Source organism: Brevibacterium oceani, assembly GCF_013623835.1.
Classification (GTDB): domain Bacteria; phylum Actinomycetota; class Actinomycetes; order Actinomycetales; family Brevibacteriaceae; genus Brevibacterium; species Brevibacterium oceani.
The window spans coordinates 85,578-97,746 of sequence record NZ_JABKDE010000008.1; the positions used below are offsets into that span (position 1 = coordinate 85,578).

A 12,169-nucleotide genomic window follows, 5' to 3' on the forward strand; every position below is an offset into this window, starting at 1 on the left:
CGGGGAGGGTGTGGGTCGGGTGCACACGGGGTGCGCGTGGTGCGCGTGGTGCGCGTGGGAAACCCTTCCCTGCGTCGTGCACGGTGCGTCATTACCGGGCGCGCCTCGGCCTCCCCTCCGGTCGCGCCTCATCCTCCCCTCCGGTCGCGGCCCTAGTGGAGTCGATCAGGCTCCGTAGTGTGCACCGACTCCCCATTACCTGCTTTCGACTCGTCAGCACATGACCGATCCGAACTGGTCGCGGGCGAGCTCGGGTGCATGGCGATGAACAGTCCCCACTGAGTTGCCCCGTCCTTCTTCCGACGCGACCGGAACTCCTCGAAGAGTTCGTCGATGCGCGCACGGAACTCGTCGACCTCATCCGGCGTGAGCATCGCGGCCATCCGTCCCATCGTCCGCTCTTCATAGGGCGCGGCGGTGAACTCGGCGGTGAAGGCCTCGAGCAGCTGGTGCGTCATGTCGCCGGCATTGAGGAACCAGCTCTTGCCCGTCGCCAGATAGGGAATCTCCCTGGCCCCACGTCTGCCCCGCCGGACCTCCTGCGCCTCGAGGAATCCGGTGTCGGCGAGCATGCGGACATGATGGAGCGAGGTCGCCGGGTTGAGTCCGGCCGCCTCGGCGATCTCCCTATTGCTCAGCGCCTCATCGAGACACAGCCGGAGGATTCGGATCCGGACGCTCGAGGCCAGGGCCTTTGCCTCGGCTTCGGTGGCATCCCGGCGTTCAACAGCTCTGGCCAGAGAAGCCGCTGCGGGAGTGTCATCATTCATGCTTCAACGCTAGCGAGTGATCGAAAGAAGTCAATCAAATCACCCGAAGTGATTGACTTCCCTCAATCGCTCATGGAAGATTACTGATTGATACTCCTCAATCACTGACCATCGAACTCGAGGAAGAGCCATGGCTCCAGCTGATTCACCACCGCCTCGCGAACCGGAAACTTCAGCACGCGAAGCGCAGCCTTCGCAGCAGGCCGATCCAGCGCAACAGCCGAAGAGCACATCGTTGTGGAGACACCTCGATTTCATGAAGCTCTGGGCTGGTGACACCGTCTCCGTGTTCGGCTCCCAGCTCATGCTCTTCGCCCTCCCCCTCATCGCCGTGCAGCTCCTCGATGCCGACGCATTCGAGATGGGCGTCCTCGCAACCCTGGAATCCGCGGCCTTCCTCTTCATCAGCCTGCCCGCCGGCGCATGGGTCGACCGGCTGCCGAAGAAGCTCGTCATCGTCTCCGGCGACATCATCCGCGCCGCGATTCTCCTGACCATCCCCTTGGCCTGGGCATTCGATACGTTGAGCATGACTCAGCTCTACCTCGTCGCCGCCGGAGTCGGCATCGTCACCGTCTTCTTCGACATCGCCAACCAGTCCTATCTGCCCGAACTCGTCGACGGTGATGCGATCTCCGACGGCAACGGCAAACTCCAGGCCAGCCAACAGACCGCGAGAGTCGCCGGCCCGACGTTTGCGTCGGGGCTCGTCACCGCCATCGGCGCCCCGCTGACTGTGGGGCTGACAAGTATCTGCATGGGACTGTCCAGCCTCTTCGTCGGACTCATCCGTCACCGGGAGACACCTCAGCCGACAGACACCCGCGCCGGTTTCGTCTCCGAAATCCGCGAGGGCCTCAGCTTCGTCCTCGGCCACCCTCTTCTGCGACGCATCACCGCCTGCACAGGCCTGACGAACTTCGCGTCCTCGGGTGTCTTTGCCCTCCTTGTCCTCTACGCGCTTACCACGCTCGGACTCAACCAGGTCGAGCTAGGCATCGTCATGTCCGTCGCTTCGGCCGGCGGCATCTTCGGTGCACTCTCGGCCGCCTGGGTGCAGAAGTTCATCGGCGAAGGCACAAGCATCGCCGTGTCGGCGGCGATCGCCGGGACCTGCTTCTTCGGTGTGCCGCTCGCATCCGTGCTGCCCGCACTTCCGACCCTGCTCATCAGCTGGTTCATCGTCACCTGGGCCGTCGTCGTATACAACATCGCTCAGGTCAGCTTCCGGCAACGCATGTGCCCGAAACCGCTGCTCGGGCGGATGAACGCCTCGATCCGCTTCCTCGTGTGGGGTCCGATGCCGCTTGGTGCCTTCCTCGCCGGAGTCTTCGGCGACCGGCTGGGCGTGACCTCGACGATGTGGATTCTCGCCGCGTGCTCACTTCTCGGAGCGCTGCCCTTGCTTGTCTCCCCGTTGCTGCGAATGCGGGAGCTACCGCGTGAACTCGACCTGCTCAGCGCGAATGACCCGCCGGACTGACGCCTCGGAGACCGCCGACATTTCGTCATCAGCTTGGTGAACCTGCAACAGCTCGGTGCAGGGACCAAGCTGCTGCAGGTTCACCAAGCTGTGAGCGAAACGGGCCAGCGGTGGCAGCGCAGCGTCGGCACCGACGCCCGCTCACTTCGTGGCGTAGAGATGCTCGGGCCGCCCCGTCGACCCGTACTGCAGGGACACGGTGATGGTCCGAGCCTCGGCGAGTTTCGCCAGGTGGCGCTGTGCGGTCGCGCGGGAGGCCCCGACCGCCTCGGCGACTTCGAGGGCAGTCATCGGACCGTGCGCCTCCTCAAGTGCGGCAAGGATCCGACTCGTCGTCGAGGATCCGGCCGGGCTCGCACCGGACCCACCGGCGGCCGAAGCATCGTAGAGGTTGCGCAGCTGCCGCTCCAGATCGGCCTGCCCGACCTTCTCCCGCTCCCAGTACCGGCGGAATCGGGTATAGCGACGCAGGAAGTTCTGCAGCACCTCGGCGGCGAATGGTTTGACGATGTACGTCATCGCCCCGGCCCGCAGGGACGCCCGCACGACCTGCGGGTCCGTCACCGCCGAGAGCACGATCGCATCGATGTCCGTCTCACGGATGAGTTCGAGCCCGGTGCCTTCGGGCAGCACGTAGTCCGCGAGGATCAGGTCGACGTCCTGGTCGGCGATGACCTCCCTGGCCGTCGCCAGATCCCGCACCGGTTCGAGCGCGGAGAAGCCGGGCACCTCGTCGACGTAGCGGGCGTGGATCTGCCCCACGAAGAAGTCGTCATCGAGCACGAGAACGTTGACCATCAACTCTCCTCATCTTGCTGAAATTCCTCAAGTGCATCGGGCAGGACCATGCCGAAGCTCGCCCCGCCGAGGTCGGGGTCGTGACCGTCGATGAGCCACACCCGGCCCCCGCCCTTCTCCGCGACCCGGCGGCTGAGCGCGAGACCGATGCCCAGTCCGTGGCCGTCCCCGGTCCCGGTTCCCGTGGTCAGTCCGATCCCGAAATCCGGCGCCGAGGCGGCCTCCGCCGTCGAGAATCCCTCATCGAAGATCTTCTCCGCCACGTCCGCGTCGACCCCGTCGCCCGTGTCGGTGACGACCGCGTGGAGTTCGCGTCCCGAGCTGAGCAGCTGCACCACGACGCGTGCACCCGCACTCCCCCGACCCGCGACGGCCGCGCGGACGGCGTTGTCGATGAGGTTGCCGAGGATGAGTGTGACCGCCTCGGGGTCGCGGACGGTGCCCACGGCCAGGGAATCCGGGGCCACGGACAGGGTCACCCCCGCCTCGGCGGCCGTCGTTCCCTTCGCCTCGAGGACGGCACGCAGGTACGGGTCGGAGACGAGATCGATGTCCTCGACGGGGGTCGCGATCGGCCCGGTGCCGAGGATCGACGACAGATAGGTGTGGGCTTCGTCGGTGGCGCCGGTGTCGACGAGCCCGAGCACGGTGTGCAGCCTGTTGGCGAATTCGTGGCGCTGAGTGCGCAGGGCCCGAGCCATCGCGGTGACGGACTCGAGCTGGCGGGCCATCGTCAGCATCTGCGTCTCATCGCGCAGGGTCACGACCCCGCCGACGGACACCCCGTCGCGTTGGACGCGTACGGCCGTGGCGAGCAGGATCCGCTCGCCGATCGTGATCCGCCGCCGCAGCGCGCCTTCGGCCGGGACATCGGCCATCATCGTGGTGATCTCGTCGGGCACATCAATGTCCTCAGGCACGTCGATGTCGTCGTCGAATTCCCTCGCCGAGGCGGCCTTGACTTTCACGTCGGCCCGGTCCTTCGCGTCGGCCCGGTCCTGACCGTCGGCCGCACCGAGCAGCTCCTTCGCGTTCGAGTTGCTCAGGGTCAGGGTGCCGTCGGCACTGAAGCCCAGCACTCCGTCGTCGAGGCCGTGGAGGACGGCTCCCTGGTCGCGGGCCATCTCGGCAAGCTCTTCGGGGCCGACGCCGAGAGTCTCGCGCCGCAGCCTGCGCCCGAGCATCACCGAGACGACACCGCCGAGCGCCAGCGCGAGCACCGCGACGGTACCCAGCAGGAGCAGCTCGCGACGCAGATCGGCATCGAGCACGGAGGCGTAGATGCCCACGGAGACCTCACCGACGACGGTCTCGTCATCGGCGGTCGAGTAGATCGGGACCTTCGCCCGCACCGTCTCCCCAAGTGTTCCCGACTCATGCGAGATGTTCTCCCGCCCGGCCAGGGCCTCCTCCGGCGAGGTGGAGACGCGGTGACCGATCTTCGACCGGTCGGGGTGGGTGAGCCGGATGCCGCGGTCGTCGGTGATGACCGCGAAGCTGATGCCCGATCGGGCCCGCAGGTCATCGGTGATCTGCAGCATCGACTCCACGATCTGCTCGTCGGGCTCATCGGCATGTTCGGCCGAGGCCTTCGTCGCGGCGGCTCGCACATTCGGATCGATCGCCAGGGTGCGGGCAGTCGCCAGTGCTTTGGTCTCGGTCACCTCGGTGACGGTGCGCGAGCCCAACCAGGCGAACACGCCGGTGACGAGTGCGAGGATGACGACGACGAGCGCGAGCTGAGAGATCAGCACACGGCGGGAGAACGATCGTCGGGGGCGGGACACGCCGCAAGCGTAGCCGCGTTTGAGCGCAATGCGCAAAAGGTGGTCAACGATCTAAACGCCATCAGTGCGCACAAACGCGCGCGGTGCGTGATCTGGGCCCTACGGTGTTTCGAGCCTCACATTCGTCTTCGAAGGAGAAGCCCGTGCTCGTCATTCTCGGTTTCGCCATGATCATCGTCTTCATGACGCTCATCATGACCAAGCGACTCTCACCGATCCTCGCACTCATCCTCGTGCCCACCATCTTCGGCCTCTTCGCCGGGGCCGGCCTGGGCATCGGGGAGATGGTCATGGACGCGATCGCCTCGATGTCGTCGACGGCGGCGCTGCTGCTCTTCGCCATCATCTACTTCGGCATCATGATCGACGTCGGCCTCTTCGACAAGCTCGTCGACTTCATCCTCAAGGTCGCCGGCAATGACCCGGTCAAGGTCGTCCTCGGCACCGCGCTGCTCACCGGCGCGGTCTCCCTCGACGGTGACGGATCGACGACCTTCATCGTCGTCACCGCAGCCATGCTGCCGATCTACCAGCGCCTCGAGATGTCGCCGATCGTGCTCACCTGCGTGGCCGGCCTCATCAACGGCACCCTCAACATCGTCCCGTGGGGCGGACCGACGGCGCGAGCCTCCTCGGCGCTGCAGATCGATGCCAACGAGATCTTCGCCCCGATGGTGCCTTCCCTCATCGCCGGACTGCTCGTGTGCCTCATCTTCGCGTACCTGCTCGGCATCTCCGAGCGCCGTCGCCTGACCAAGAACGGTGTCGCCTGGGTCGAGGGGCGCGGCTCGAACCCGCGTAAGGACCTCGTCGGCGCCGTCGCCGGCTCCTCGGCCCACGGTGCGACCGCGGGTGCCTCGGCAACCGGAACCGCGACTGGCAATGGAACCACCCCGGGAGGCCACGGTGACGGGATCGGCACGGCCGCCTCGGCGACCGGATCCGACGGATCCGCGCTCGACTCAGAATCCGACTCCGAATCGGGCTCCGGGACGGGCCTGACGAACACGGCCCTCGACCCGAACCGGGCGACCCTGCGACCGAAGCTGTTCTGGTTCAACCTCGGCCTGACGGTGGCCGTGATGGTCCTGCTCATCGCCGACATCCTGCCGCTGCCGTACCTGTTCATGATCGCCTCGGTCATCGCTCTCATGGTCAACTTCCCGAAGATGAAGGATCAGCAGGCCGAGCTGGCCAGTCACGCCACTGCGATCATCTCCGTCGTCGCGATGGTCATGGCCGCGGGCGTGCTCACCGGCATCATGTCCGGCACCGGAATGGTCGATGCGATGGCCGAATGGCTCGTCGAGGTCATCCCGAACTCGATGGGACCCTACATGGCCGTCATCACCGGCCTGCTGTCGATCCCGATGACGTTCTTCATGAGCAACGACGCCTTCTACTTCGGCATCCTGCCCGTGCTCACCGAGACCGCCGCCCACTTCGGCATCTCCGCCGCCGATATGGCCCGCGCCTCGATCACCGGCCAGCCGGTGCACATGCAGTCGCCGCTCGTGCCCGCGATCCTGCTGCTCGTGTCCCTGTCCGGCGTCGAGCTCGGCGACCACCACAAGAAGGTGCTGTGGCGGGCGCTCATCGTCGCCCTCGTCATGCTCGCCGTGGGTGTCGCCATCGGCGTCATCGGAATCGGCTGAACGGAGACCTGCCATGACTGACCTGTATTCGACCCCGCACCCCCGCTTCCCCACCCCGAACCTGCGGGTCACGGCCTCTCCGGGCGTCGATTCCGCCGCGGCGACCGTGGTCCTGGCCATGCGCGCCGATGCCTCACCCGCGGTGCTCGACCACGCGCTGGCGGCCGCTCACCGCGAGGAGGCTTGCCTGCGCGCGGTCGTGTTCGGAACCGATACGACGACCGCTCTGTCGGTATCGCCTCTGGCCGAGTGCACCCGGTTGGGTGAGGCCCTCGCCGAGGCGGGGGTCGAGTTCGAGGTCCAGCGAGCCGGATCCGATCCCGCCGAACAGATCCTCGCCCTGGCCGAGGACCACGACGCAAGGCTCATCGTCATGTCGACCAAACGCCGCTCCCCCGTGGTCAAGCTGCTGCTGGGCTCGAGCGCGCAGCAGGTCATCCTCGAGGCCGAGTGCCCCGTGCTGCTGGTCAAGTAGAGGGGCTGCTGGTGAAGTAGAGGTCAGATCCCGCCTCCGGGTGGAGTACGGCGGCGCGTGGAGTACGGCGTAGGGCTCAGATCCCGCCGAGGCCGCGTCCGGGTGAGAGGATACCGCGCGCGTCGCAGTCGTTCTTGAGTTCCTGCAGGCCCTGCATGCCCGGCAGCGGACCCCATGCGTCGACGCCGTCCCACACGGTGGCCGGCGCATGGACCAGCCGCGCGGCGACGCGGTGCAGGCCGAAGGAACGCAGGTGTTCGAGCACCACTCTGGTCGCCACTCCCGGTTCGGTCTCCGGTGCTCCGACGCCGAGTTCGAACCGCCCCACAGCACTCCCCCGCAGCTGCAGCGGATAGCCGATCGCGTCCTCGAGCCGGGCGGTCGTCTCGAGCAGGTCGGGCAGGAAGTCCGGAGCGATCGACACACCGATCGTCACAGGCACCCCCGCCCGCCTGCCCCACCACTCCGGACGCGCACAGGCGGTGGCACCGGGGACAGCCTCGACGAGGCGGCCCACCTCGGACTCGACCTGTGCCGTCTCCCCTTCGATGAGGGCGACGGTCGCGGCCGGCGCTTCGGGCGGGCGTTCGATGACGACCGCATCCGGGACGTGACGGGCCGCGAGGAGGTCGGCGGCCGCCTCGGCGCCGGGGATCCAGACGAATCCTTGGGTTTCGGGCCGGGCGGTCAGGCGGATTTCGGCCTCGACGATGATCGCGCGCGTGCCCCACGACCCTGCCATCAGGTCGGGCAGGTCACGGCCGGTCAGGGCCGGTGAGAGTCCTTCAGCAGTGCGGGCGATCGTGCCGTCGGCGCCGACGGTCGTCACCGCGGCCACGGACTCGGACAGGCGGGGACGGTGCAGGTGCCGCGGACCGGTCGCAGACGTGGCGATCATCCCGCCGAGGCTGGCTCCGGCCTCGATCCGGTCGACCGGCAGGTCGGGAAGGATCTCCTGCCCGGAGGCGGCGGCGAGGCGTTCGAGCGCGCTGATCTTCGCTCCCGCGCCGGCACGCAGGGTTCCCTCTGACACGGAACGGTCGGCGGGCACGGAACGGCCGCGCGTCTGGGAACGATCGGTCACCTCGGCGTGATCGGCCACCTCGGCGAGGCCGGTCATATCGATGAGCAGCCCGGGGGTCGCTGCCGGAGGATTGTCGTCGAAGGCGGTGCCGCCGCCGAAGACGGCGACGGTGCGGTTCTCGGCATGGGCGCGGGCCATGAGCTCGGAAAGCTCGGCGATGCTGTCGGGACTGGCCAGTCGCGGCAGTTCGTCTGTGGTCCGGCTCATCCCCACCTCCGTGTATCCACCCGTCGTCGGCACGTCACTTCCGCGGGTCGGGGTGCGTTCCGCCCGATGAACGTGTGGTTAGAGCTTAGCGAAGAACGCCCCCGAATCGGTGCGCACGGCACAGATTTCGGGGGCGTTCGGTGTGGTCACCGTTTGCAGGTCAGGGCATGCGGGCGTAGGCCGGCAGGGTGAGGAAGTCGACGTAGTCGGGAGCGATCGCGACCGAGACGAAGGTGTCGGTGGCGTCCTTCCAATCGGCTTCGTCACCGGGCAGCTTGGCGACCTCCTCGGCGACGATGCGCTCGACGAGGTCCTTCGTGACCGTCTCACCGGTGTCGAGTTCGACTCCGGCATCGAGCCACTGCCACACCTGCGAGCGTGAGATCTCCGCGGTCGCGGCGTCCTCCATCAGCCCGTGGATGGCGACCGCGCCGTTGCCTTCGAGCCAGGCGCGCAGGTACTGGATGCCGACGTTGACGTTCGTCCGCAGGCCCTTCTCCGTCATCGCACCGGGGGTGGCCTTGACGTTGAGGAGGTCCGCGGCGGAGACCTTGACGTCCTCGCGCTTGTTCTCGATCTGGTTGGCGTTCTCACCCAGGGTCTCGGTGAAGACCTCCTTGCACAGGGCGACCATGCCCGGGTGGGCGACCCACGAACCGTCGAAGCCCTTGCCTGCTTCACGGGACTTGTCCTCGCGCACCTTGTCGAAGGCGGCCTTGTTCTCGGCCTCGTCCTTCGACGGGATGAACGCGGACATGCCGCCGATCGCGTGCGCGCCGCGCTTGTGGCAGGTGCGCACGAGCAGTTCGGTGTAGGCGTCCATGAACGGAACGGTCATGGTCACGTCCGAACGGTCCGGCAGCAGGTAGTCCGAGCCACGGGCGCGGAAGTTCTTGATCACCGAGAAGATGTAGTCCCAGCGACCGGCGTTGAGTCCGGCGGAGTGCTCGCGCAGTTCGTAGAGGATCTCCTCCATCTCGAATGCGGCCGGGTAGGTCTCGATGAGCACAGTGGCCCGGATGGTTCCGCGGTCGAGACCGAAGGTGTCCTCAGCGAGCTCAAAGGCCTGGTTCCACAGGCGCGCTTCGAGGTGGGATTCCATCTTCGGCAGGTAGAAGTAGGGCCCTTTGCCCTTTTCGATCTGGAGCTGCCCGGCAGTGGAGAAGTACAGGGCGAAGTCGACGAGCGAGCCTGAGGTCTCCTCACCGTCGATGAGGATGTGCTTCTCCGGCATGTGCCAGCCGCGGGGGCGGACGACGATGGTCGGCAGCTCCTCATCCGGGGCCAGAGTGTAGGACTTGCCCTCGGGCGAGGTGAAGTCGATCTCGCGGTTGAGCGAGTCGAGCAGATTGAGCTGACCCTGAATGACCGAATCCCACTGCGGAGTGTTCGCGTCCTCCTGGTCGGCCAGCCACACCTTCGCCCCCGAGTTCAGGGCGTTGATCGTCATCTTCTTGTACGTCGGCCCGGTCATCTCCACTCGGCGGTCCTCGAGGCCGGGAGCCGGGGGTGCGACCTGCCATGTCGGATCGTTGCGGATGTCGGCGGTCTCTTCGAGGAAGTCGAGGTCGGCGCCGGCGGCGATCTCTGCCTGACGGACCTTGCGTGCTTCGAGGCGATTGAGCCTCTCGCCGTTGAGCTTCCGGTGCAGTTCGACGATGAGCTCGAGAGCTCGCGGGGTGAGGACCTTCTCAGCCCCGTCCGGCAGCTCACCGGTGATCTCCATCCCGGCGGGGATGTCCAGGTTTTCGATATGAGCGGTCATCGCTGGTTCTCCTTAGTCAGCACCGCAGTGCTGCGTCCTTGTCCGCACCAACTGGTGCGTCCGTGTTCGCTGGTCAACGGGGTTTGGCCTGCGAACTTCCACATCGTGAAAATGTTTGTTCACACGACGAAAGACTATGAGGTGATGAACGTCTCGTCAAACCCTATCCCGGATTCGAGACGGCATGTCGAACGTGGTGGCCGTCGGGGTGCGGGCTGCTCAGACCGAGGATGTCTCCTGCGGGTGGATCCACCGCGGAAATCAGCGAGACATCGAGGCGGATCCACCCGCAGGAGACACGTGTCGCACCGGGACCAGCCCCGGAAACGCCAACAGCTCGGTGAACCTGCACGGGCTTGGTGCAGGGACCAAGCTAGTGCAGGTTCACCGAGCTGTAAATGCATCGGCGCTCGCGCGGGATCGTTCCGCGCTGCGACACGCAGCAGTTCAGGGACTCAGAAACTCTGAACCTCAGACGATGACGACCATCGGGACGATCATCGGCTTGCGACGCAGCTTCGAGGACACCCAGCGGCCGATGGTGCGGCGCACGACCTGCTGGAGCTGGTACTGGTCGGTGGTGCCGTCACGGAGGGCATCCTCGACGGCCTTCTTCACCTTCGGCACGATCGAGTCGAAGACGTCGTCGGATTCGGCGACACCGCGGGCGTGGATCTCGGGGCCGGCGATGAGCGACTTCGTCTGCGAGTTCACGGCCATGAAGATCGTCACGAAGCCCTCACCGGACAGCACGAGGCGGTCCTTGAGGTCGGCCTCGGTGATCTCACCGACCGACGATCCGTCGACGAAGACGTAGTTGCAGTCGACGGCGCCAACGACCTCGGCGTGACCGTCCTTGAGGTCGACGACCCAGCCGTCATCGGCAAGCACGATGTTGTCCGGATCGACGCCGGTCGCCTCGGCGTGACGGCCGTTGGCCAGCAGGTGGCGCCATTCGCCGTGGACGGGCATGACTCCGCGCGGCTTGACGATGTTGTAGCAGTAGAGCAGCTCGCCGCCGGAGGCATGACCGGAGACGTGGATCTTCGCATCAGCCTTCGAGATCACGCGGGCGCCGAGGCGCATCAGGCCGTTGATGACCTTGAACACGGAGTTCTCGTTGCCGGGGATGAGCGAGGAGGCGAGGATGACGGTGTCGCCGTCGCCGACCTCGACGCGGTGGTTGCGGTTGGCCATCCGCGACAGGGCGGCCATCGGCTCTCCCTGCGAACCGGTGCACATGAGGACGATCTGGTCCTCGGGGTAGTCGTCGACCTTCTTGATGTCGATGATCGACCCCTGCGGCACGTTGAGGTAGCCGAGGTCTTCGGCGATCTTCATGTTCCGCACCATGGAGCGGCCGACGAGGGCGACCTTGCGGCCGTGGGCGTTGGCCGCGTTGAGCACCTGCTGGACGCGGTGGACGTGGGAGGAGAAGGAGGCGACGATGATGCGGCGTTCGGCGGTGCCGAAGAGGTTCTCGAGCACGGGCCCGATGTCCTTCTCCAGCGCGGTGAAGCCGGGGACCTCGGCGTTCGTCGAGTCCGTCATGAACAGGTCCACGCCCTCTTCGCCGAGGCGGGCGAAGGCACGCAGGTCCGTGATCCGGCCGTCGAGCGGCAGCTGGTCCATCTTGAAGTCGCCGGTGTGGAGGATATTGCCGGCGCCGGTGCGGATGAACACGGCCAGGGCGTCGGGGATCGAGTGGTTGACGGCGACGAACTCGAGGTCGAAGGGACCGAGCTGGTCGAGATCGTCCTCACGCACCACGCGCGTGATCGGCTTGATCCGGTGTTCCTTGAGCTTGGCCTCGATGAGGGCGATCGTCAGCTTCGAGCCGAGGATCGGAATATCACCTTTGCGGCGCAGCAGGTAGGGCACGGCACCGATGTGGTCTTCGTGGCCGTGGGTGAGCACGAGGCCGACGATGTCGTCGAGGCGATCGTCGAGGTACGAGAAGTCGGGAAGGATGAGGTCGACGCCGGGCTGGTCCTCTTCGGGGAAGAGGACGCCGCAGTCGACGATGAGGAGTTTGCCGTGGTATTCGAACACGGTCATATTGCGCCCGACCTCGCCGAGTCCGCCGAGCGCGACGATGCGAACGGCTTCCTTGTCCATCTTCGGCGGACGGGACAGTTCTTGGGT

At 66.5% G+C, this 12,169-nt stretch carries 9 protein-coding genes; 3 read left to right on the top strand and 6 right to left on the bottom strand.

What is annotated here, in order from left to right; translation table 11 throughout:
* Nucleotides 1–152: 152 nt before the first annotated feature.
* On the bottom strand, nucleotides 153–770 hold the full coding sequence (locus tag HK401_RS16640; RefSeq protein ID WP_181275780.1) for an ArsR/SmtB family transcription factor: 618 nt from the start codon (nucleotides 768–770) through the stop codon (nucleotides 153–155).
* A 130-nt stretch (nucleotides 771–900) separates the two neighbouring features.
* On the opposite strand from HK401_RS16640, the gene HK401_RS16645 reads away from it, so the two are divergent.
* Nucleotides 901–2,253 carry an MFS transporter gene (locus tag HK401_RS16645; protein WP_373563661.1) on the top strand — a complete coding sequence of 451 codons (1,353 nt, stop codon included), beginning with the start codon at nucleotides 901–903 and terminating at the stop codon, nucleotides 2,251–2,253.
* A 141-nt stretch (nucleotides 2,254–2,394) separates the two neighbouring features.
* Here the strand turns inward: HK401_RS16645 and HK401_RS16650 are convergent, their stop codons facing one another.
* Both HK401_RS16650 and HK401_RS16655 read right to left on the bottom strand, forming a co-directional pair.
* Nucleotides 2,395–3,051, bottom strand: a complete 657-nt coding sequence (locus HK401_RS16650) for a response regulator (RefSeq protein ID WP_181275782.1) — start codon at nucleotides 3,049–3,051, stop codon at nucleotides 2,395–2,397.
* Entirely contained in the window at nucleotides 3,051–4,838 is a 1,788-nt protein-coding gene (locus tag HK401_RS16655; protein WP_181275783.1) for an ATP-binding protein, read from the bottom strand. Before HK401_RS16655 ends, HK401_RS16650 begins: the two co-directional genes overlap by 1 nt.
* Before the next feature lie 143 nt (nucleotides 4,839–4,981).
* Between HK401_RS16655 and HK401_RS16660 the strand changes: the two genes are divergently transcribed.
* Both HK401_RS16660 and HK401_RS16665 read left to right on the top strand, forming a co-directional pair.
* Nucleotides 4,982–6,493, top strand: coding sequence for a CitMHS family transporter (locus HK401_RS16660; protein WP_181275784.1), 1,512 nt, complete (start codon nucleotides 4,982–4,984; stop codon nucleotides 6,491–6,493).
* A 13-nt stretch (nucleotides 6,494–6,506) separates the two neighbouring features.
* Nucleotides 6,507–6,968 (top strand): universal stress protein, encoded by a 462-nt coding sequence (locus HK401_RS16665; protein WP_181275785.1) that lies wholly within the window; start codon nucleotides 6,507–6,509, stop codon nucleotides 6,966–6,968.
* 76 nt (nucleotides 6,969–7,044) lie between these two features.
* Here HK401_RS16665 and HK401_RS16670 read toward each other — a convergent pair whose 3' ends face one another.
* The 3 genes from HK401_RS16670 to HK401_RS16680 all read right to left on the bottom strand — a co-directional run bounded on the left by HK401_RS16670 (nucleotide 7,045) and on the right by HK401_RS16680 (nucleotide 12,142).
* Entirely contained in the window at nucleotides 7,045–8,259 is a 1,215-nt protein-coding gene (locus tag HK401_RS16670; protein WP_181275786.1) for an FAD-binding oxidoreductase, read from the bottom strand.
* Nucleotides 8,260–8,419: 160 nt separating this feature from the next.
* Nucleotides 8,420–10,024, bottom strand: a complete 1,605-nt coding sequence (gene aceB / locus HK401_RS16675) for a malate synthase A (protein ID WP_181275787.1) — start codon at nucleotides 10,022–10,024, stop codon at nucleotides 8,420–8,422.
* Between the two features lie 471 nt (nucleotides 10,025–10,495).
* Nucleotides 10,496–12,142, bottom strand: a complete 1,647-nt coding sequence (locus tag HK401_RS16680) for a ribonuclease J (RefSeq protein ID WP_181275893.1) — start codon at nucleotides 12,140–12,142, stop codon at nucleotides 10,496–10,498.
* Nucleotides 12,143–12,169: the final 27 nt, after the last annotated feature.